This window comes from Haloarcula sp. H-GB4 (assembly GCF_030848575.1).
Taxonomy (GTDB): Archaea; Halobacteriota; Halobacteria; order Halobacteriales; family Haloarculaceae; genus Haloarcula.
Genome location: NZ_JAVDDX010000002.1, coordinates 882383 through 901760 on the forward strand (window position 1 = coordinate 882383; position 19378 = coordinate 901760).

The 19378-nt window shown below is 61.9% G+C and carries 22 protein-coding genes; 7 read left to right on the forward strand and 15 right to left on the reverse strand.

The genetic code is table 11. From position 1 onward, the window contains the following. Positions 1-10 precede the first annotated feature (10 nt). Positions 11-970 carry an aminopeptidase gene (locus RBH20_RS13060; protein ID WP_306709255.1) on the reverse strand — a complete coding sequence of 320 codons (960 nt, stop codon included), beginning with the start codon at positions 968-970 and terminating at the stop codon, positions 11-13. A gap of 192 nt (positions 971-1162) precedes the next feature. Between RBH20_RS13060 and RBH20_RS13065 the strand changes: the two genes are divergently transcribed. Continuing rightward, positions 1163-2227, forward strand: coding sequence for a type II glyceraldehyde-3-phosphate dehydrogenase (locus RBH20_RS13065; protein ID WP_306709258.1), 1065 nt, complete (start codon positions 1163-1165; stop codon positions 2225-2227). A 3-nt stretch (positions 2228-2230) separates the two neighbouring features. On the opposite strand, the gene RBH20_RS13070 is transcribed toward RBH20_RS13065, so the two are convergent. Further along, on the reverse strand, positions 2231-2722 hold the full coding sequence (locus tag RBH20_RS13070; RefSeq protein ID WP_306709260.1) for a metallophosphoesterase: 492 nt from the start codon (positions 2720-2722) through the stop codon (positions 2231-2233). Positions 2723-2833: 111 nt separating this feature from the next. Here RBH20_RS13070 and RBH20_RS13075 point away from each other — a divergent pair, with 111 nt between their 5' ends. Then, the gene (locus RBH20_RS13075) at positions 2834-3085 is read left to right on the forward strand and encodes a hypothetical protein (RefSeq protein ID WP_306709261.1); all 252 of its coding nucleotides are present in this window, start codon (positions 2834-2836) and stop codon (positions 3083-3085) included. Here RBH20_RS13075 and RBH20_RS13080 read toward each other — a convergent pair. Next, the gene (locus RBH20_RS13080; RefSeq protein ID WP_306709263.1) at positions 3082-3756 is read right to left on the reverse strand and encodes an RNA ligase partner protein; all 675 of its coding nucleotides are present in this window, start codon (positions 3754-3756) and stop codon (positions 3082-3084) included. The two genes, RBH20_RS13075 and RBH20_RS13080, sit on opposite strands and share 4 nt — an antisense overlap. Before the next feature lie 96 nt (positions 3757-3852). On the opposite strand from RBH20_RS13080, the gene RBH20_RS13085 reads away from it, so the two are divergent. Then, on the forward strand, positions 3853-4965 hold the full coding sequence (locus tag RBH20_RS13085) for an RNA ligase (protein WP_306709266.1): 1113 nt from the start codon (positions 3853-3855) through the stop codon (positions 4963-4965). Positions 4966-4979: 14 nt separating this feature from the next. On the opposite strand, the gene RBH20_RS13090 is transcribed toward RBH20_RS13085, so the two are convergent. From RBH20_RS13090 to RBH20_RS13100, 3 genes are all read right to left on the reverse strand, one after another. Then, entirely contained in the window at positions 4980-6821 is a 1842-nt protein-coding gene (locus RBH20_RS13090; RefSeq protein ID WP_306709268.1) for a UvrD-helicase domain-containing protein, read from the reverse strand. Between the two features lie 81 nt (positions 6822-6902). Continuing rightward, the gene (locus RBH20_RS13095; RefSeq protein WP_004958925.1) at positions 6903-7202 is read right to left on the reverse strand and encodes a hypothetical protein; all 300 of its coding nucleotides are present in this window, start codon (positions 7200-7202) and stop codon (positions 6903-6905) included. A gap of 28 nt (positions 7203-7230) precedes the next feature. Then, the gene (locus RBH20_RS13100) at positions 7231-7581 is read right to left on the reverse strand and encodes a helix-turn-helix domain-containing protein (protein WP_004958928.1); all 351 of its coding nucleotides are present in this window, start codon (positions 7579-7581) and stop codon (positions 7231-7233) included. A 132-nt stretch (positions 7582-7713) separates the two neighbouring features. On the opposite strand from RBH20_RS13100, the gene RBH20_RS13105 reads away from it, so the two are divergent. Beyond that, the gene (locus tag RBH20_RS13105) at positions 7714-8211 is read left to right on the forward strand and encodes a PadR family transcriptional regulator (protein WP_058994187.1); all 498 of its coding nucleotides are present in this window, start codon (positions 7714-7716) and stop codon (positions 8209-8211) included. Positions 8212-8488: 277 nt separating this feature from the next. On the opposite strand, the gene RBH20_RS13110 is transcribed toward RBH20_RS13105, so the two are convergent. Both RBH20_RS13110 and RBH20_RS13115 read right to left on the reverse strand, forming a co-directional pair. After that, positions 8489-8668: an HVO_0416 family zinc finger protein gene (locus RBH20_RS13110; RefSeq protein ID WP_004515335.1), complete on the reverse strand. Its 180-nt coding sequence runs from the start codon at positions 8666-8668 to the stop codon at positions 8489-8491. Positions 8669-8862: 194 nt separating this feature from the next. Next, the gene (locus RBH20_RS13115; protein WP_306709276.1) at positions 8863-9435 is read right to left on the reverse strand and encodes a YbhB/YbcL family Raf kinase inhibitor-like protein; all 573 of its coding nucleotides are present in this window, start codon (positions 9433-9435) and stop codon (positions 8863-8865) included. Between the two features lie 175 nt (positions 9436-9610). Here RBH20_RS13115 and RBH20_RS13120 point away from each other — a divergent pair, with 175 nt between their 5' ends. Next, positions 9611-11893 carry a nitric-oxide reductase large subunit gene (locus tag RBH20_RS13120; protein WP_306709278.1) on the forward strand — a complete coding sequence of 761 codons (2283 nt, stop codon included), beginning with the start codon at positions 9611-9613 and terminating at the stop codon, positions 11891-11893. An 82-nt stretch (positions 11894-11975) separates the two neighbouring features. On the opposite strand, the gene RBH20_RS13125 is transcribed toward RBH20_RS13120, so the two are convergent. From RBH20_RS13125 to RBH20_RS13135, 3 genes are all read right to left on the reverse strand, one after another. After that, positions 11976-13736: a S9 family peptidase gene (locus RBH20_RS13125; RefSeq protein ID WP_306709281.1), complete on the reverse strand. Its 1761-nt coding sequence runs from the start codon at positions 13734-13736 to the stop codon at positions 11976-11978. 258 nt (positions 13737-13994) lie between these two features. Then, positions 13995-14366, reverse strand: a complete 372-nt coding sequence (locus RBH20_RS13130) for a hypothetical protein (protein WP_306709283.1) — start codon at positions 14364-14366, stop codon at positions 13995-13997. Between the two features lie 82 nt (positions 14367-14448). Continuing rightward, entirely contained in the window at positions 14449-15438 is a 990-nt protein-coding gene (locus RBH20_RS13135) for a VOC family protein (RefSeq protein WP_306709285.1), read from the reverse strand. 137 nt (positions 15439-15575) lie between these two features. On the opposite strand from RBH20_RS13135, the gene RBH20_RS13140 reads away from it, so the two are divergent. Then, positions 15576-16103 (forward strand): phosphopantetheine adenylyltransferase, encoded by a 528-nt coding sequence (locus RBH20_RS13140; protein ID WP_306709288.1) that lies wholly within the window; start codon positions 15576-15578, stop codon positions 16101-16103. Between the two features lie 41 nt (positions 16104-16144). Here RBH20_RS13140 and RBH20_RS13145 read toward each other — a convergent pair whose 3' ends face one another. From RBH20_RS13145 to RBH20_RS13160, 4 genes are read right to left on the reverse strand one after another with little or no spacing between them, the layout of a single operon-like run. Next, positions 16145-16957 carry an energy-coupling factor ABC transporter ATP-binding protein gene (locus RBH20_RS13145; protein ID WP_306709290.1) on the reverse strand — a complete coding sequence of 271 codons (813 nt, stop codon included), beginning with the start codon at positions 16955-16957 and terminating at the stop codon, positions 16145-16147. Further along, positions 16954-17745 carry a cobalt ECF transporter T component CbiQ gene (cbiQ, locus tag RBH20_RS13150; protein WP_306709292.1) on the reverse strand — a complete coding sequence of 264 codons (792 nt, stop codon included), beginning with the start codon at positions 17743-17745 and terminating at the stop codon, positions 16954-16956. The genes RBH20_RS13145 and cbiQ overlap by 4 nt, the downstream gene beginning before the upstream one ends. Positions 17746-17748: 3 nt before the next feature. After that, complete coding sequence (locus RBH20_RS13155) at positions 17749-18063, reverse strand: PDGLE domain-containing protein (RefSeq protein ID WP_306709295.1); 315 nt, start codon at positions 18061-18063, stop codon at positions 17749-17751. Next, positions 18063-18701, reverse strand: a complete 639-nt coding sequence (locus tag RBH20_RS13160; RefSeq protein WP_306709297.1) for an energy-coupling factor ABC transporter permease — start codon at positions 18699-18701, stop codon at positions 18063-18065. Before RBH20_RS13160 ends, RBH20_RS13155 begins: the two co-directional genes overlap by 1 nt. A gap of 120 nt (positions 18702-18821) precedes the next feature. Between RBH20_RS13160 and nikR the strand changes: the two genes are divergently transcribed. Beyond that, positions 18822-19232, forward strand: a complete 411-nt coding sequence (gene nikR, locus RBH20_RS13165; protein ID WP_306709299.1) for a nickel-responsive transcriptional regulator NikR — start codon at positions 18822-18824, stop codon at positions 19230-19232. The last annotated feature ends 146 nt before the right edge of the window (positions 19233-19378 follow it).

A 19378-nucleotide genomic window follows, 5' to 3' on the forward strand; every position in this document is an offset into this window, starting at 1 on the left:
TCATGGCTTCTCAGTCGCCGTTCGGCTTCGGGAGGGCCACTTCCTCTCCATCCGCATACACGGTCGGTTCCGTCAAAATCCCGTCCAGATGAATCGGCGCGTGGACATCGCCGCCCATCGCGTGGTCGTCGCCGATAGCGATGTGGACCGTGCCACCAGCTTTTTCGTCCAGAAGGACGGAGCCGACGAGTTCGGTTACGGCGACGTTCGTGCCGATACCGAGCTCAGCGAGATTGTACGCGTCCCGGCCAACCTCTTCAGCGGCATCCTCGACCTGTGCGCGAATATCAGGATCGTCGATGTCCGTGACGTACCCGTCTTCGACCTCGAAAGTGAGGCGCTTGTCGTCGAGTTTGCCGTGGGGGCGCATCGTCCCGTCGACAACGAATGTGCCGTCAGCCGTCTCAGGGGCGAGGAACACCTCGCCGGCAGGGAGATTCGACATCTCACCGGCCTCGTGGACGATGCCGGTGTCCATATGCCACTCGCGGGCACCGATGCCGAACGTGATGTCGGTCCCTTGGGGCGACGTGACCCGGATCTCCTCGGCGTCTTCGACCTGTGCCAGCACGTCCTCGCAGTGCTGTTCGATACGGTGGTAGTCGGCGTCTAACCCCATGAGGAACACGCCCTCGCTGATGCCGGGCAGGGTCGCAACGCGAGCGCCGGCCTCGTTGGCGTCGGTCCGGGCTTCGGTGTGGCTCAGGCTCTTGGTCGTCGGCGCGAGCACGACATCAGCGGTTTCCATCGCGCCAGCGACCGGCGCAGGCGGTTCCGAACCGTGTTGCTCGCCCGGCGGGTAGCGCACGAAAACAGAGTCGTCGGTAATCTCTGCGGCGACGCGATACAGCGCCTCGCCGATTGCCTTCCGCTGGTCATCAGTGATGACGGCACATGACTCGTCGGGCTGGAGGTTCAGGCACTGTTTGACGGCGGTCTCTGCGGGCGCGCGAAGCGACGAGTTGTCCATACAACTGATTGCGTACTCCGGCTGAATAACTCTTGATAGACTGCCGGCGTATGCCGGCGAAACACGCTCCATCTCAGTGTTTTCTGGTAATTCGTGCTAAAAGATCACAATATCCAGAGGTACAACTATCTGAGTTAATTTCTCCATAAATTAATCACAAAGAATATACTCTCCCCGAAGAGATGGACGTGTATGCTCCACGTGGGCATCAACGGCTTCGGCACCATCGGGAAACGCGTCGCTGACGCGGTGCGTGTCCAGCCAGATATGACAGTTGCGGGCGTCGCAAAGCGCTCGCCGAACTTCGAGGCAACTATCGCGGACGACCGCGGCTATGATCTCTACGCCGCGGACGGCCGCGAACCGTTCGATGAAGCCGATCTCGGTACGGCCGGTACGGTCCATGACCTCATTGCAACGAGTGATGTGGTCGTCGACACCACGCCAAGTGGCGTCGGCGCGGCCAACGCGTCGCTATACGCCGAACATGACACGCCGGCCATCTTCCAAGGCGGAGAGGACGCCGATGTGGCAGACGTGAGCTTCAACGCCCGCGCCAACTACGAGAAGGCAGTCGGGGCCGACACGGCCCGCGTCGTGTCATGCAATACAACGGGTCTTTCACGCCTGCTCGCACCGCTCAGGGAATCATACGGGGTTGAAAAATCACGTGTGACACTGGTCCGGCGCGGTGCTGACCCGGGCCAGACCGGCCGTGGCCCGATCAACGACACACTCCCCGACCCCGTCGAAATCCCCTCCCACCACGGTCCTGACGTCCAGACGATTTTTCCCGACCTCGACATCGATACGATGGGTATGAAGGTTCCAACGACGCAGATGCACACCCACAGCGTCAATGTCACGCTGGAAAGCGAGCCGACGACAGAGGAGGTCACGTCGCTGCTCGCCGACGAATCGCGGCTGTTCCTCATCCCGGAGACGCTTGGTATCGACGGCGCAGGGAAGCTCAAGGAGTACACCCGGGACGCCGGTCGCCCGCGTGGTGACGTGTGGGAGAACTGCATCTGGGCCGAATCCATCACGGTTGAGGGGCGGGACCTCTACCTGTTCCAAGCGATTCACCAGGAAGCCGACGTCGTACCGGAGAACATTGACGCCGTTCGCGCGCTCTCCGAGCGGACCGCAAGCGCCGAGAAGAGCATCCGCCGGACTGACGAAGCCCTCGGTGTCGGCCGCGGCCTTGTCGAACACGACGGCAGCCCACAGCGCGTCGACAGTCACGCCGACGACTGATTCTTACCCCAGTTCGTGGAATTCGACCTCGCCAGTGTCCGTCGAGAGCGTCGCGACCGAAAACGGCTCGGGCGCCGGTGGAATCGAGATGCCACCGGGGTTGAGTCGTACTGTGTCCCCACGCTCCTCGTGCCCACGTTCGTGCGTGTGTCCGTGGAAAACGTAATCGTAGTTTCCGCATTCAACCAGTGCATCAACGATCTCTCCGCTAGTCCCGTGATACACCGCGACGGCGTGCTCGTCGATTGTTACCTCGCCCATCTCGCCGAAGTACGTGCCGAACTCTTCGACAGTGGACTGGACCGCCCACTCACCGTCGTTGTTGCCACGTACGGCGTAAAACGACCAGTCACCGTCAAACGGTGTCACGGAGAACGGAGCGACGAAGTCGCCGCAGTGGACGACGGTCTCACAGCCCGCGTCAGCGAACGTCTCAACTGCGGCTTCGACCTGCGACGCGTTGTCGTGTGTGTCCGAGACGATGCCGATTTGCATACCAGCGACGTTCAGCCGGCAGCGACTTGAACGTATGTCCCTCGGTGCTGGTGCGGACGTAGTCGTCACGCAGGCGCGATGTTTTTGTTTAGTCACCGCCTACGATGGCCGATGGCACGGGGACTCATCGGGACAATAGAGCTGATGATCGCGGTCGTACTCGCCGCGCGGGTCACCCTCCTCGGCGTCGACAACCTCGCTCGTGGCCAGACAGTGATCGGTGCGGTCTTTCTCGGGTTAGCTGTCGCCTTACTGGTCATCGAGTGGGTCGCTCCCTCCCCAACGGACATCCCCGGCGCAATCGCCGGCCGGGCACGTAGCGCGCTCCCCGGTGGGAAGCCACCGGACAGTGACGAGGACTAACTCTCGTCGCGCCAGCGGTCCGGATTGCCGGCGGCGAGATACTCCCTGAGCAGCGGCGGAAAGTTCCGGCCCTTGAGATACCGCAGTCCGAAGTCCTCCGCCCAGTTGATGATGCCCTGGTCTTCCGTGACGACGCCGGCGTCCAGTTCCTGCGCGAGTATCAGGAGGTCGAAGTCCTCGCGGGAGTCGAGCACGCCCTGCCGGAGCGTGTCCCGGTACTCGTCGCGCAGGTCCGAGATGACCTTGTCCACCTCGGTCATGTGGTCGTGTTCTTCGACCGTTTCGGCCCGCGACTCCTCGGCTTTCCGGACGGCCTTCTCCGAGACGCGCAGGCCACGGTCAACTCGCTCGGACATCTCGTCGATGAACTCGTACACCAGGTCCGCTGGAATCCGCACCTCATGGTGGGCCGGCGACTTCGTGATGACCCACGTGTCCAGCTTCATCAGCACCTCGTCGCTGATAGCTCGGTCTTCGAGCATTGTCGTCAGCTCCGCCTGAATCGACGGCGGCATGTAACAGGAGATGTTGTGGACCAGCTTCGCCTCCGAGATGAGATCGAGCAAGTCCAGACAGGCCACCTCCAAGTCCTCGTCATCGCCTCTGATTTCGGGGGTGAGAAATAGCGACGTATCGAGGACGAACCGTTGTTTGAGCGGGCGGTCGACCATACTGATTCTACAATAGCCTGCCACTAATGCTCTCTGACAGATACGGTAGTGACACGCGCCAGCAGTATTTTAGTGGCATGTCAACAAGACCCACGTATGTCAAGAGACTGGGGGTCGCTGTTCGATGTCGACACCGACCCCGAGGACCTGCTGGAACACTTCGACACCGAGTGGTTTCGCGGACAGCGGTACCGACATCTCAGCGACGAGCGCCACGGCATCGAACGCGGGACGGCGCTCGTCGGCGACGTGGTTGTTCGCGGCTATCCGTCGATGCCGCGTGCGCTCGTCCTCGAACCGGCGATCCAGGAAACGTTCGACGGCCCCGTCGCCATCGAGGAGAAGCTCAACGGCTACAACGTCAGGGTCGCGCGGGTCGACGGCGACCTCCTGGCACTCACCCGGAGCGGGTTCGTCTGTCCGTACACTACGCGAAAGGTCGAAGCGTTGCTCGATGCTGAGGCGTTTTTCGACGACCACCCAGAGTATATGTTGTGTGGTGAGCTCGTCGGACCGGAAAACCCCTACACAGACCACGACTACAGTGAGATCGATGAGGTCGGGTTCTACGTGTTCGGGATTCACCACCGCGAGAGCGGGACGCCGATGGGTGTGGAACGGCGACTCGACCAGTGTGCGACCTACGGCCTCGACAGCGTCGACCACTACGGGACGTTCACCCCGGCAGCGGCCGTCGACGCCGCCCGCGAGCGAATCGACGATCTGGACGCTCGCGGGCGGGAGGGGGTGGTCCTGAAATCGGCCGACGGAGAGACGGCACTGAAGTACACGACGAGCGCTATCCACCGGGCCGACCTCGAACACGCGTTCGAACTCCCCTTCGACTACGGGCGAGACTTCGTCTTCACGCGCGTCATGCGGGAGGCCTTTCAGGCCGTCGAGCGCGGCGAATCGGCGGCGGCCGTCCGTGAGCGGGCACGAGAGTTAGGCGAGGCGATCCTCCAGCCCGCAGTCGAAACGATACGGACAGTAGACAGGGGTGACCCGGTCGGCGAAACGCACACCGTTCGTGGCGACCCGAAGATCATCGACGATCTGCTGTCGTACTTCCGCGAGCAGGGGCTGGAACTCCACGTCGAGCACGACGAGACAGTGGGCGGGCAGCGTGTTGTCACGTTTACCAAGGTCGCCCAGTCGACGCGTGACAAGACGAGGTACTACCTGGAAGGAGGGACAATCGACGAGTGAGAGAAGCGGCCGCTTCAGTCGGCCGCGAGGGTTTCGCTGGCGTCGTCAAGCAGTTGCTCGATGGAGCGGTCACTTGGCTCGTTCTCCAGCAACACGTCGATTGGCAGCGTCGGCGCGCCGTCGACGAGGTTCTCAAGCAGGACGAGCCGTTCACGGGCGCGGGACATCCCGACGTAGAACACGCGCCGTTCATTGTCGGTCAGCGTCGGGATGGGACTGGTGTGTTTCGTGAATTCTTCCATGCCGGGCACTTCGATACCCTGCTGGTCGACAGTCGCGGCCATCTGCTCAACAACCTTCTCCGTGAGGTCGGTCGCGACAAACACGTGGTCGGCCTCACGACCTTTCGCGGAGTGGATAGTCCCCACGCGAACACGGTCGGCGTCCATTCCGGTGTAGTCGCCGGTGAAGTACGCGTCGACAGTCCGCTCTTGGAAGTTAGTCACCTTCCGGAGCATGTCGCCCGCAGAGGCCGCGTCAGGGAGGAACGGGACGTGCTCCTGAACCACGTCGGGTTCGATTTCGATATCGGCGATGTCTTCGTCCTCGTGGGACTCGTCGATCTCTTCGAGCGCATCGAAGAGTTCATCGCGTTCGCCCGTGCCGAAGGCAGAGTCGACGAGCATATCCGCGAGCCGGCGCGCTTCGAGCACCGTGAGCGGTTCCTCGGCTTCGACGGCTTCGAGCCCGTTGACGTACTGGGTGAGCCGGTCGGTCCACATCCGTTGGTCGGTGAGACAGGAGAACGGAATCCCGTTGTCGATAAACTCGTCGATGAACTGGAACATCTGGTAGCGGGCCCGGAACAGCACCATCACCGTCTCATCGGACTGCTCGATGGTCCGCGTGACGTTCCGGGAGAGATCAAACATCGAGGGGTTCTGGACCGCCTCGACGCGGCCACCCTCCTTGCGGGGATTGAGGTCCTTCTCCTGACGTTTCTCGATGTGGCGAACCTCGCGGTTGACGACGTTCAGAATACGCGAGGGGAGCCGGTAGGAGTTCGGCAGGACCTCGTCCTGGGTGACGACTTCCTCGAGCAGGAGGTCGGGGTCAGCGCCCTGCCAGGCGTAGACGACCTGATCGTCGTCGCCGGCGATAAGCACCCGCTCCATGTGGGGTTTCCACTCGTCGTACACGTCGTACTGCAGCGTCGTGATGTCCTGAAACTCGTCGATGATGAGGTAATCGACGTTGGGGAGCAGCGAGCGCTGGGCGACCCGTTCGAGCATGTCGGCGAAGCCAGTCAGGTCGTTCTCGCCTTTGTACGTGCGCCAGCCGCGAATGGCGCTTGGCACATCGATGCGGTCGTCGTCGGTCGGCCAGGTCGGCGTGTACTTGTTGCCGGTCTGTGCGTTGTCGTCGATTTCCGGCGGCAGTCGGACCTCTTCGTCGTCCCACTTGAACGGGACGTCGTACCAGTCGGCCACGTCACGTCGGGTCCGCTGAAGCCACTGGCTCGTCGCGATGATCTTGTTCCCGATGGTGGTCGAACGAGCCGACCGACGCCGGGACCCTTCGTACTCGTCCTCGTAGTCGATACCGAACTCTTCACAGAAGGCCTCCTTGTCGTCCTCACCGACAACGTCACCGCGGGAGAGGTTCAGCAGTTCGTATGCCTTCGCGTGCATCGTACAGACGTTCCCGCGGAGAGCGCGAGGGGACAGTCCGAGTCGGTCTGCGAGCCGTTCACGAATCTCGGCCGCCGCCGCACGTGTGTACGAGACAACAAGTACGTCACGGAAATCGACGTCGTCGTCTTCCAGCAGTTCGTCGACGCGGTCAAGCAGCGCCGTCGTCTTCCCGCTACCGGGCCCACCGAACAGGCGGACAACCTCGGTGGTCGAATCAGTCATTGAACATGTAGTGGGACCGCGGCCAGATAAACAACGTGCTTTACGGGGACGATAACTGACAGGCGAACCCAAACGGATTTCTCACCGGTACAGCGACACGTACAGCATCGCGAACCCGATGATGAACGGAATGGTCTCTGACATCTGGAAGAACACGCGAACGATAGCACCGGTTTCGCCGGCGCTCAGTTGCGTGATGACACTGGAGATAGCGACGCCCATACTGATGAACGCAAAACCGACAAACGCGTACTGGAGCCGTTCTGACGGGCGCTTCCGGTAGGCCTGAAAGCTAATCAGGGTGATACCGAGTGTCAGCCCGAACACCACCATCCGCATCAGGATGAGCACGCTACGTGCGATGGCCACGCCAGTCGTCATGCGGTCACCCGTTCATTAGTCGGCAAACTCATTCCGGGTTCAGCTCGTCCCAGAGCTGACTGAACCGGTCCGGGAGGTTCTCCTCCCGATAGATGCGTACTTTGTACTCCTCGTCCTCAAGCGAGATGACCGTCGACTCGAAGTTGGACTCGTACACCTTGTAGTGGTTTCCGTCCTCGGCGACGAGCGTCCGGTCGGTAATGAGGTCGTACTCGTCGAGCAGTTCGATACGTCGATACACCGTCGGCAGCGAGAGGTCACACTCCTCTGCGAGTTCCTTCGCCGACTGCGGTTCTCGACTAATTGCGGCGAGTACACGGCGCGCGTGCTGGTCGCCGATCGTATCGAGAATCTCCTCGATGCTCTGTTCCTCAGCCACTACACCAAGATTCGCGTCATATTATATAAGCGTTTTCGAGCACTGTGGTGGTTTCACGTTCAGAAAACACTGCCCCGTTTATATGATGATAGCCCCTGTAGCACTCAGTGCGGATTGCGTTCAGGTGAGACGATGTCCGGAGACAACCTCCGTCGCGTGACGACGGGCAAGATGCAGGGCCAGAATGCCGATGAGCGAGTGACCCCTCTCGGCGATACAGAGCGCCCGGAATCGCATGACCCACCCAGTCGTGACGCCATTACGGAGTCGCTGTTAGATCCGGTCATTGACGACGTCGTCGACGGCGAGACCGCCGTCGATGACGGTCTAGTCACACAGAGTCTGGAAGAGATCCTACTGGCGATGATCGCAGTCGCCGATGGTGGCACCCACGGAACCGGACTGATGGAGGAACTGGAAACCCAGTTCGGTGCCGAACTGAGTCCGGGGACAGTGTATCCCCGGCTGCACGAGTTAGAAGCGGATGGCACGCTCCAGATGCACGAACTCGTCCAGACGAAACAGTACGGAATCGCGGACGATGCAGCTGCGAAGGAGCAGATCGCAACGTCCGCGTACCAACATCTCGCACTCGGGCTGTTCCTCCATGCGTCGCTCGATGCGCTGTAACCACCACGAGCCGGTTATCTCGCCGACACACGACCCCCCAATCGTCGGCTACGAACCGGTCGGCCCGCCGGCACACGACCCCCCAACCGTCGGCTGGCCACGCAAAGACTCCCCACTTCCTTTCTGCGCACCGTAATGCAGTTCCGACTATCTGTACCGTTGCTGTCCCACCAAGCGACGGCGTGAGGCGCAGTTCGGCAGAGAGAGAACTGCCGGTTCTGCAGGTTGGTACTGTCGCTACTGGATGAAACGTGGAAGACCGAAAAGCGGAGTATCCTTACCGTACCGGTGTCCAGCCACACACCGAGCACTGTGCCGCTGTCGACTCGTGAAGACCGCCGCAATCAGGGCACTGCTTCTTGTTATAGCTCTCTTCCCAACCACTCTGGTCCACGTCGTGGCCACGCTGGGAGAGGAACTCGTCGAACATATCGTCACTACTCGGTGCGGACGCCATACATGATATGGTATAGCACATCAGTATATAGGTTTAATGGTATTGTGAAACATTGCCATAAGTAACGACGCACCACGAACGACGAGACGGTTTTACCGCGGGCTGTGCTACGTAGAAGCTGCATAACCAGTAGACAGCAGCAAATAAGCGGTCGTTCAAACCGTATGTTGGAACCTGTGTCCGGGTGCCACTCGTTAGCTTTCGGTCGCAGCCGGGTGGGTGTAGTCAACGGTGAGACGGGTGCTTGCGATGAGCGCGTTCGCGATGGTCTCTGACGCTTCTTCCTGCTCAGTTCCGCCCTCGATAGATAGTTTCTCGCCGAGTGCGTACACCTGAAACCGGTGTTCGTAGGGCTGTCCGGCTGGTGGACACGGTGGTTCATACCCCGGCTCGTTGGGGGGCTGTGTTCCCTGTCGAGCGCCGTCGAGCGTATCGAGGGTCGGCTCGCGAGGGAGTCCGGCTGGAATCCGCTCCATCTCTGGCGGGACGTTCCACAGCGTCCAGAACACCGGCTGGCTGAACACGCCACCGTCGTACTCGGCTGTGACGGCAAGCGCTGCCGTCGGTTCCGGGACGCGCTCAATGACAAAGGGCGGCGAAACGCCGTCGCCGTCGCAGGTAAACCGGGCCGGAAGCTCGTCTCCGGAACTGAACGCGGGGCTCGACACTTCGAAGGCCGACGTTGTGTCGTCCGACTGCCCGGTACAGCCCGCGCTCCCGACCAGTGCTGACACCCCGAGTGTCTGGACGAAGTGGCGACGGCGCATATCAGAATGGGAGGGACAGGTAGTAATCTGCCTTGTGATACCTCGCCACGTATCACGCCGAATCCGGGGACGGGACACCACTGGTCCCTATCAGGGCGAACATGTTCCCTCCCGTCACCAGCGACTGAGAACGTCTTACCCCCTTCTTATTTTGGGGTACTGGAGTTCTAACCACATGAAACTCAAACGCAAAACGATCGCGAAGGTGATCGCCGCCGCGTTCGTCTTCAACCTCATCGTCATGGGGGCCGGCGCGTGGATCGCATATCAGGAAGCGCCACCCATCCCAGAACAGGTTGTCGGACCCGACGGCGAGACGTTCGTCACGGGTGAGGACATCCGTGACGGCAAGAAGGCGTTTCAGAAGGACGGGCTGATGAACCACGGTTCGATTCTCGGGAACGGCGCGTACTACGGCGCGGACTACACCGCTGACTCGCTGGAGTTGAAAACCCAGCATATGCGGACGTACTACGCCGAGGAACGCTACGGGACTGAGTACGAATCGCTCTCGACGGCCGAACAGGCCGCCGTCAATGACGACGTGAAGCAGGACCTCAGTGGGGAGTATGAGGGCGGAAACATCGAGTACTCCGCCGCAGAGCTGTACGCCCACCAGCAGGTCCGTCAGGAATACGTCGAACGATATCACGAAGGAAGCCACGAACGGGGCGTTCCCGAGGGGATGATCGACTCCGAAGCCGACGCCCGACAGTTCGCTGACTTCGCCATGTGGACGGCGTGGTTCTCCCACACCGACCGCCCGGGCGGCGACCACTCCTACACGAACGACTGGCCGTACGAACCCGCCGCCGGTAACGACGCGACCGGCGCGGCAATGACCTGGAGCGTCATCGCGATGGTCCTCCTCGTCGCCGCCGCCGGTGGCGGCATCTGGCTGTACCAGTCTGTCAGTCTCCCGGAACCGTCCGCCGGCGACCTCTCGGTTCCCGAGCCGGGCGACGTGAGCATCTTCCCCAGCCAGCGGGCAGCCTTGCGGTTCATCCCGGTTGCCGCCGGATTGTTCCTCGCACAGGTGTTGCTCGGTGGGTTACTCGCTCACTTCTACATTGAACGAGCCGGCTTCTTCGGCGTCGAGGAAATATTCGGCGTCCCGATCCTCCAGCTACTGCCTTTTGCCATAGCGAAGACCTGGCACATCGACCTGGGCATTCTCTGGATTGCCGCGACGTGGCTCGGCGCAGGACTGTTCCTCCCGCCGCTGCTGACCGGCCACGAGCCCAAGCGCCAGTCGACGTACATCAACATCCTACTCGGAGCTATCGTCGTCGTCACCGTCGGCGGCCTCGGCGGTATCTGGCTCGGCTCGCACGGTTACTTCGGTGATCTCTGGTGGATCGTCGGCAACGAGGGGCTGGAGTACCTCGAAGTCGGGAAGCTCTGGCAGGTCGGGCTGTTCGTCGGCTTCGGCCTGTGGGCCGTCCTCTCGATTCGAGGCCTGAAGCCGCTGCTGGACCGCGAGCCGGTGTTCGGTCTTGCGCATATGATCCTGTACGCCGGCGGCTCCATCGCCCTGCTGTTTACCGCCGGGTTCTTCTTCACCCCCGAGACCAACATCGCCGTCACGGAGTTCTGGCGCTGGTGGGTCGTCCACATGTGGGTCGAAGGAGCCTTCGAGTTCTTCATCGTCGCCATCATCGGGCTGACGCTGGTGTCGATGAACCTGCTTAGCCGTCGCAGTGCCGAGAAGGCAGTCATGCTTCAGGCCTTGTTGGTCATGAGTACGGGCGTCATTGGCGTCTCCCACCACTACTGGTGGGTCGGGATGCCCGATATGTGGGTCCCCATCGGGAGCGTGTTCTCGACGCTGGAACTGCTCCCGCTGGTGTTCATCCTCTACGAGGCGCTGGGCCAGTACCGGGCGATGTCCGAGACTGGCGGATTCCCCTACAAACTCCCGTTCATGTTCATCATCGCCAGCGGGATCTGGAACTTCGTCGGGGCCGGCGTGCTCGGGTTCTTCATCAACCTCCCGCTGATCAACTACTACGAGCACGGCACCTACCTCACGGTCGGCCACGCCCACGCTGCGATGTTCGGAGCGTTCGGCTTCCTCGCGCTGGGGATGGTCACCTACATGCTCCAGCTCGCTATCAAACCCGGTCGCTGGGACGGGTCCTGGCTCCGGGCGGCGTTCTGGTGTTGGAACGTCGGCCTCGCACTGATGGTGTTCGTCTCCGTCCTGCCCGTGGGCTTCCTCCAGCTGGAGGCGGCGTTCACCGGCAGCTACGCCGCAGCCCGGAGCGTGGCGTTCTACAACCAGCCGCTCGTCCAGACGCTGTTCTGGGCACGGCTCCCCGGTGACACGCTCATCATCCTCGGGACGGCTATCTACGCAGCCGACCTGATCCGCAAGCGGTTCGTCCTCCGGAGATCCGAGGATGACCCCACGGTTGAGGACATGGCCGTCGCAGAGGGCGTGATGAGCGACGACTGAGTCACCGCTGGGTTTCGGCTGTGCGTCGTCACAGCCGGAACACGATCATCACCAAGAGCGAATAGAAAAGTGAATGCCGGGTCTAGACGGGGAACTGCGTCGCCGTTCCGGCGACGATGACCCACGTCACGAGAACGGCGTTGATTGTCGCGCCGACCCAGACCCGCCCCGTCTTTCTGAAGAAGTAGGTACTAACGAAGGCCACGATGCTGAGCAGGGCGACGAACTGCAGCGCCAGAATGGTCAACAGTGGGTGGCCAAGCGGCAGGGGCTGGCCGGTCAGCAACGGAATGTACTGAATCGCCAGTAGCACGACGAACCCACCGACGACTATGAGCCAGTTCGTCGCCATCGCACGGCGAAGCGACCGGGACTCGCCCTCGGGACGGAGCTGGCCGTGCAGGAGCGCACCGAGGACGACAAAGAATGCGAACAACGGCAGGAGATACGAGAAGCTAATCCGGAACTGAGCCGGAGAGAGGAGTTTGATGGCGAACACCCAGATACGGAAGTCCGTCTGGAACAGGAACGCCACAACGGCTTCAAACAGGTACAGCACGCCGACGGTAGCGACGCCGGCTAAGACCGAGACGCCGAGCGTTCGTGCACCGTCGCCCGTATCGAGGCCGTAGTTCGCCAGCGACACCGACGGGTCGTCGGCGTTGCTCGTGTAATGCCACACCGCAAACAACACCGCCGTTATGACCGTGTTCCCCAGCGCCCAGACGATCACGCCGTTGTTGATCTGCTGTGGGAACAGCCAACTGAGCCCGATGATCGACGGTGCGATGTCCTGCAACGGGAAGTACGTCACAATCGGGATGGCCGCTGCGAGGAGCGACGCCGCGTACCGCTTGGCGCCGGTCATCCCCTTCCCATCAGGATACTCCCGTCGAAGCCTGTCAGTCGATGCCCGCTCGACGAGTAGCCCACCGACCGGGAACAGTGATAACACACCGCCGATGAGGGCGATAAAGGTCCCCAGCGATTTCCAGTACCAGACCTGATTGCCAGGGTCCATCTCGTCTTCACCTTCGAGCGTGAGCTGGAGCCATTCGATGGACGCGCCGATAGCTGTGGTTGAGAGGTGGTCGCCGGGATGGGTCGTTGCCGGTGTGTACAGCCGGCGTGCGGTCCCATCGTCGACGCTGCCGTAGGTACGTCCCTCCTCAACGGCACTGTCTGTACCGAACACCGTCTGGAGTTTTTTGCTCTGCTCAACGTCGGAAGCACTCGCGGTCCCCCACATCAGCGGAGAGAACTCGTCGTATTCGCTGAACACGACGGCGAAGTTCCGCGGGAATGAGTCAGTGCCTTTGGGGGCGCGGTTCGACCCCGTCGAGGAGCCTTCGATGACCATCGATTCGTACCCGTCCGGGTGGGCTGCGGCCGCCGTGACGACGGTCCAACCGCCCATCGAGTGCCCTTCGAGGCCGATGTTTTCGTTATCGACGTAGTCTAGCGAGCGGAGATATTCGAGGCTGTCGGGGCCACCGTAGCCGTTCTTGAACGCTGGCGGGTCTGAATAGCCATGGCCGGTCTGGTCGATAGCGAGCACGACGAAGCCCCGTCTCGCGTACTCGATAGCGAACGGCGATTGCGTCTCTTTCGAGTTAATGTACCCATGGACGGCCAACACCCCCGGTTGTGGGGAAGCGCTGCTTGCCTCCTCAGGGATATACAGCGTTCCGCTCATCATTGTCCCGTTGGTTCCGGAGAACGTCACGTCGCGAACCTCCACGGAACCGGCGTCTGTTTGTACTGTCCATGCGAGCCCGCTCCCGCTGAATATCAGGAGCAACGACACTGCAGCTACGATCCATAGTCGTCTATCATCGTTCATTATAATTCCACGAGCACAGGTGAGACACTCAGGGAATTAAAGTTACTGTAAACTCCAAGCCAACGGTAAAGAATTGAGAGGAGACCCTGAGACGGGCATTTTGACCAGTACTATGGGGACGTGATTCTACCTCATGTAGTGTACCGCGCCCTACCCGCCAATTCATTACCAACTAGTCCAGAGTGTGAATAAACCGCTTTCTAAGCCTTTATGAGGACAAATAGCTGCTCTCGTCCGGTATCCACCTCACCGGTGAGGTTACGCGCTACCGAGTTCGTTGGTCCAGAGATGTTCGATATCGGCTTCGAGGTCAGCCGTATCAAGCACCTCGACACCCGACAGGTATTCGCGGGCGTCAGTGAGATGCTGCTGGACGGTGGCCACGTCATCGACTGACTTTGCGGCATAGAGCGACACTCGTGCCCGGTTGATTTCCAGTCGCTCCCCGAGCGCCTGCGTCACTGGGATGTCGTGCTCGTCGCTGAGCTGTGCCATACGGTCTAACACGCTTGTTGGTACTTCCAGTTGGGCCGCAAGCTCCCGCGACGGCAGGTCGACCGTGACATCGGTCGTCTCACACTCACTCTCCCCCCACGGCGCGATAACGTACTCCTGTCCTTCTGTGGACATATGACACAGGACACCCCAGCCACTCATATTTACTCACAGGCTACCAGGAAGAATAAAGCGGATACCGGTCAGTCCGGTGGCGTTAGTCGTCGGCTTCGGCTGTCTCTGGCCGGGGAATCGTCACATCCGTGAGCCCAGCTTCAATTTCCTCACGCCGACCCTCGAACTTCCCGGGCAGCACCAGCTGGCCGCCGAGGTCATCAAGCGGTTCGTCGCTGTCATAGCCGGGGCCGCTCGTAGCGAGTTCGAACAGCACACCGCCGAACTCCCGGAAGTAGACCGACCGGAACCAGTGGCGGTCGATCTGTGACGTGGGACGCAGCCCCGCGCCGCGGACGGCCTCACGCATTGACTGTTGGTCCTCGTCGGTCGGCGTCTGGAAGGCGACGTGGTGAACCGTGCCGTGACCCTGCCGACCGCCCTCGATAGTGGGCAGGATGTCGACGTACTTCCCGATGGTCCCCGTCGCAGCGAAGCGGGTCCGCTCGTCGCCGGGTGTATCCCCCTGTGCCTGCTCCGTCCCGGCTTCCTCCAGACCCATCGTCTGGAGCAGGTCCGCCGTGGGTTCGGGGTCAGCGAGCCAGAGCGTCACGGAGTGGAAGCCACGGATGGCGACGTCTTCGGGAACGAACTCCGTCCACGGCTCGGTCGGGTCGTCGTCGGGAATCTCGACTTCGACCAGTTCGACCGGCAGCCCGTCCGGGTCGCGGAACGGGAGGACAGTCTCGCCGAACCGCTCGACGCGGTCGTCGTAGTCGACGCCGTACTCGTCAAAGCGGCCCTCCCAGTAATCGAGACTCCCTTCGGGAACGCGGAACGCGGTGCGTGAGACCTGTCCGGAGCCGACCTTCCCCTGTGCGTGGTCCTCCCACGGAAAAAACGTCATGCTCGTTCCCGGGTTCCCCCCAGCGTCGGCAAAGAAGAAGTGATACGTACTGGGGTCGTCCTGGTTGATCGAGCGCTTGACGAGCCTGAGCCCAAGCGTTTCGACCCAGAAATCCATGTTCTGCTGGGGATCGCTTGCGATGCACGTGACGTGGTGGATACCCGGTGTTGGGGAGACTTCGGTCATTGGTATCAATACGTGCCGGAACTACTTGAGTGACTGCTGACGCGAGTGTTACCGGGTTACAGTCGATGGAAGCAGTTGGTGCTGACGAGTCATGCGACGGACAGCAGCTATATATGACACTGGTGGGACATTCGTGTATGGCAGACGCGGACCGGACAGCGATTCTCGGCGGGACCTTCACACCGATTCACAACGGCCACCGGGCGCTCCTCCACAAAGCGTTTCAGACCGCAAGCCACGACGGGAGTGGCGACGGCCACGTCGTCGTCGGTCTGACTAGCCCCGAACTGGCTACAGAGACGCGTAGCGACCCGACACACGTCAAACAGTTGGGTGCGTACGATGACCGTCGAAGCGCGCTTGCTTCCGAGCTGGACCAGTTGGGTGAGCCGTACACCGCCACATATGAGATTGTCCGATTGGACGACACGCAGGGACCGGCCGCGACACGGGCAGACGTGGATGCACTCGTCGCTTCGCCGGAGGCGAAGGCGCAGCGACGCGCCTACGAACTCAATCAACAGCGGCGGGACACGGGACTTCATCCGTTGGAAATCCACACGCCGCCGTTCGTCGTCGCCGAAGACGGCAAGCGAATCAGCAGCACCCGGATTCGGAACGGCGAAATTGACGTGCATGGCCGCCTGCTCGACGCGTCAGAATGAGATCCAGCTGATAGGCTCCAGTGTCTCCACGCGCTATGCCGTCATTCTATGGTATCTAAACCAGCCGCATCCAGCTGTTCGGCGGCACTATCGACAGTCAGCGGCACGTCCGCTGTTCGACCCTCGAACAGTCTAACGACCTGTGGCGGGCGCAGGTCACAGTCCCGCAGCAGGTCAGTGTCTGTCAGGATACGTCGGGTCGGCCCTCTCGCAGCAATCGTACCGGTATCGTCAAGCAGCAGCACCCGGTCTGCGACGTGTGGAACGAGTTCGGTATCCGGCGTCGAAACGACGAGCGTGACGCCGTCGGCCGCGAGTTCATCGAGCAGGTCGAGAATCGTTTCGCGGTTCGCAGCGTCGACGTTGCTCACTGGCTCATCAAGCAACAGCACGTCTGGTTCGACGGTGAGCGCGCTGGCGAGGGCGGCTCGGCGCTGTTCGCCGCCGCTAAGCCGGAACGGCGGCTTCGGCAGGAGGCCGTCGAGGTCGAGCCGGTCCGCGACCCGCTCGACGCGGCGGTCGACTTCTGCGCGGTCGCAATCAAGTTGTGCCGGCCCGTAGGCGAGGTCCTCGCGGACAGTCGGATTGAACAGGTAATCGGCAGGGTTCTGCGTGAGGACGCTCAGCCGACTGCGGACGGTGTCGGCGTCGGTTGTTTCCTCGAAGTACCGCACCTGCCCGCCGTCAGGATCGACCAGGCCACCCAGCAACTCTAGCAGCGTCGACTTGCCAGCCCCGTTCGGGCCAAGTAATGCCACACGCTCGCCGCGCTCGATAGACGCGTCGACACTGTCGATGGCCAGCGTCTCGTCGGGGTAGGCATATCGGAGGGCAGTGGCCTCAATGGCGGTCACGCGACCACCACCACGACAACGAGTGTGACGAGCAATCCGAAAGCGAGATCAGCTCGTCCGAGTGGTTCCCTCGGCTGTACCGGCGTCGGTCCAGTGCCGCCGCGGGCGCGAGCGGCCCGCTGGACCCGTTCGCCGCGCTCTAGGCTCCGAACGAGAAACGAGCCCACGAAGTGCCCTGAATCGCGCCAGTTCTGTCGGAGGCTCGGCTCGGCGATGGTTCGGCTTCGTCGAGCCCGGACCATGCGTTCGAGTTCGGCGAAAAAGAGGAGCAGATAGCGATACGTGATTCCGAGCAGTGAGACGGCAATCGGCGGCGCTCGGAGCCGGCGAAACGCCGCCAGCAGGTCGGCGAAACGAGTCGTCAACAGCAGGACGGAGAGGAAGCCGACGCACGCGGTTACACGGACAGCGAACGTGAGTACGTAGTCGACGCCAGGGGCCGAGAGTGGTAGTCCACCCAGTGAGGGGCCACCCATCAAGAACGCTTGCGGGGCGACGACGACGAGCGCGAAGGCCGGCGGCCCGGTTAACCGACTCAGGAAGGTCCGGACGGGGACACGAGAAAGGGCCGCGAGCGCCGTGGCGAACAGCGCGAGCGCACTAACGACTGCCAGCGCCCGCTGTGTCACAGTCAGGGTGACGAGCGTCGTGGTGCCGACGAGCTTGACCGTCGGCGTGACGGCCTGGAGAAACCCGTCCCGATCCGGCAGGTCCTCTGCAAGCAGGAACCACTGGGCGCTGGCCGCGATGGCTGCGACCGTCCGGTCGAGCAGGTCCCTGCCGGACATACGCTACTGTCGCCCGTCGGTATCCGTCCCGAGCAAGCGTCCGATGCCAGCCCCGAGGAGGAGCGTCAGCGCCGTCCCGACGACAGCTGACACGAACGTCCCAGTCGCGCCGCCGAAACCGGGGACGCCGTAGTCCGGAAACAGCGCGGTACCGACGGCGGTGGCGTGTTCTGTCGCGCCGGTCGCTTCGGCGGCATTCTCCAGCGGTTCAGCGTAGCCGACCTGGCCAGCCGCCCACCCGAATACCGGGGCAAGCAGCGTTAGGATCAGTAGCGCGGCGAGCGCACGAGGCAGCCAGTCGGGGCGATTCCAGGCCATCACGCGCTCACCTCCGGAGCGGCGTTCGGTCGCAGGTCAGGTCGAGCGCGGGCGAGGTAGCGGTACACCGAGGCGGTGATGGCCCCCTCAATCAGCCCCAGCACGAGATGCCCGACGCCCATTATCGATAGCGTCGTCAGCAACTGGTACTGGAACGCCGAGGAGAGGCCGAGCTGGAGTGCAGCGGTCAGTGCGCCGGCCGTGATTCCCAGCCACCCCGCGGCGAAGGCGGCCCGGAACTCCCCGTAGGGGACGAGCAGGCGATAGATGGCGTATCCGACATACACCTCGACGACAGCCATGTTGAATACGTTCGCGCCAAGCACCACGAGCCCGCCGTCACCGAAGACGAGCGCCTGAATCGTGACGACAGTCGCGACACAGAGTGCGCCCAGATGCGGGCCAAGAAGAATCGCCGCGAACGCGCCCCCGACGAAGTGGGCGCTGGTGCCACCCGGAATCGGCCAGTCGAGCATCTGTGCGGCGAAGATGCTCGCCGCGACGACGCCGAGCAACGGTGCGCGCGAATCGGATATTTCACCGTTGACGCGCTTCGCAGCAACGCTCAAAACGACGACCGCAAGCGCACCAAACAGCAATGCAAGCGGCAGATCGATATATCCGTCGGGAATGTGCATACTACTCAGGTCTGGCCCCGGCGCGGTAATAATACTTTTTCATCGGGCAGTATTACTGCCGGCGGGTGAGTATTACCGAAGCCCGGATACCCATATGCGGCCCCGTCCCTATCGACACACATGAGTGACGATCTCGACCGGATCAGTCTGACACTCCCGTCGTCGATGGTCGACCGACTCGACGGCATCGTCGACGAGTGGGAATACGCGAGCCGGTCGGAGGCGATACGAGATTCGCTCCGTGACTTCTTTGCGACCTACGAGTGGGAATCCGGTGACGAACAACACCACCACGGAACCATTGTTATCGTCCACGACCACCACGTCTCGGGCATCGCTGACGAACTCCAGACGGTCCAACACGAGATGGCCAACATCATCACCTCCGTCCAGCATATTCATCTCTCCCACGACACCTGTATGGAGACGCTGGTCGTCGAGGGCGCGGGCGACAGAATTACTGAACTTGCCAACCGACTCCGGGCGATTGGCGGCGTCCAGCAAGTCAAGGTCGTCGTCGTGGACGAGTGAGCAGCGGGCGGTGAGCGAAAGTGGTCCCGAAGCGCTGGGGCTGTTCGGTTCCGCAGATAGCCATCTTACAGACGGCTTTGAGACAGCAGAAATGGGCCCTGCCGGTTTCGCGGTTCCGTCCTGCGGTTACTGAAAGTAATCCGGTA

What these genes read in the sequence shown, in the direction of transcription:
- RBH20_RS13070 (WP_306709260.1), bottom strand. Translation starts at nt 2,722, where the DNA reads ATGCAAATCGGCATCGTCTCGGACACACACGACAACGCGTCGCAGGTC.
- RBH20_RS13095 (WP_004958925.1), bottom strand. Translation starts at nt 7,202, where the DNA reads ATGACGACTGGCGTGGCCATCGCACGTAGCGTGCTCATCCTGATGCGG.
- RBH20_RS13065 (WP_306709258.1), top strand. Translation starts at nt 1,163, where the DNA reads ATGCTCCACGTGGGCATCAACGGCTTCGGCACCATCGGGAAACGCGTC.
- RBH20_RS13080 (WP_306709263.1), bottom strand. Translation starts at nt 3,756, where the DNA reads ATGGTCGACCGCCCGCTCAAACAACGGTTCGTCCTCGATACGTCGCTA.
- cbiQ (WP_306709292.1), bottom strand. Translation starts at nt 17,745, where the DNA reads ATGTCCGGCAGGGACCTGCTCGACCGGACGGTCGCAGCCATCGCGGCC.
- RBH20_RS13105 (WP_058994187.1), top strand. Translation starts at nt 7,714, where the DNA reads ATGTCCGGAGACAACCTCCGTCGCGTGACGACGGGCAAGATGCAGGGC.
- RBH20_RS13130 (WP_306709283.1), bottom strand. Translation starts at nt 14,366, where the DNA reads ATGTCCACAGAAGGACAGGAGTACGTTATCGCGCCGTGGGGGGAGAGT.
- RBH20_RS13060 (WP_306709255.1), bottom strand. Translation starts at nt 970, where the DNA reads ATGGACAACTCGTCGCTTCGCGCGCCCGCAGAGACCGCCGTCAAACAG.
- RBH20_RS13125 (WP_306709281.1), bottom strand. Translation starts at nt 13,736, where the DNA reads ATGAACGATGATAGACGACTATGGATCGTAGCTGCAGTGTCGTTGCTC.
- RBH20_RS13120 (WP_306709278.1), top strand. Translation starts at nt 9,611, where the DNA reads ATGAAACTCAAACGCAAAACGATCGCGAAGGTGATCGCCGCCGCGTTC.
- nikR (WP_306709299.1), top strand. Translation starts at nt 18,822, where the DNA reads ATGAGTGACGATCTCGACCGGATCAGTCTGACACTCCCGTCGTCGATG.
- RBH20_RS13090 (WP_306709268.1), bottom strand. Translation starts at nt 6,821, where the DNA reads ATGACTGATTCGACCACCGAGGTTGTCCGCCTGTTCGGTGGGCCCGGT.
- RBH20_RS13110 (WP_004515335.1), bottom strand. Translation starts at nt 8,668, where the DNA reads ATGGCGTCCGCACCGAGTAGTGACGATATGTTCGACGAGTTCCTCTCC.
- RBH20_RS13075 (WP_306709261.1), top strand. Translation starts at nt 2,834, where the DNA reads ATGGCACGGGGACTCATCGGGACAATAGAGCTGATGATCGCGGTCGTA.
- RBH20_RS13155 (WP_306709295.1), bottom strand. Translation starts at nt 18,063, where the DNA reads ATGGCCTGGAATCGCCCCGACTGGCTGCCTCGTGCGCTCGCCGCGCTA.
- RBH20_RS13160 (WP_306709297.1), bottom strand. Translation starts at nt 18,701, where the DNA reads ATGCACATTCCCGACGGATATATCGATCTGCCGCTTGCATTGCTGTTT.
- RBH20_RS13115 (WP_306709276.1), bottom strand. Translation starts at nt 9,435, where the DNA reads ATGCGCCGTCGCCACTTCGTCCAGACACTCGGGGTGTCAGCACTGGTC.
- RBH20_RS13135 (WP_306709285.1), bottom strand. Translation starts at nt 15,438, where the DNA reads ATGACCGAAGTCTCCCCAACACCGGGTATCCACCACGTCACGTGCATC.
- RBH20_RS13085 (WP_306709266.1), top strand. Translation starts at nt 3,853, where the DNA reads ATGTCAAGAGACTGGGGGTCGCTGTTCGATGTCGACACCGACCCCGAG.
- RBH20_RS13140 (WP_306709288.1), top strand. Translation starts at nt 15,576, where the DNA reads ATGGCAGACGCGGACCGGACAGCGATTCTCGGCGGGACCTTCACACCG.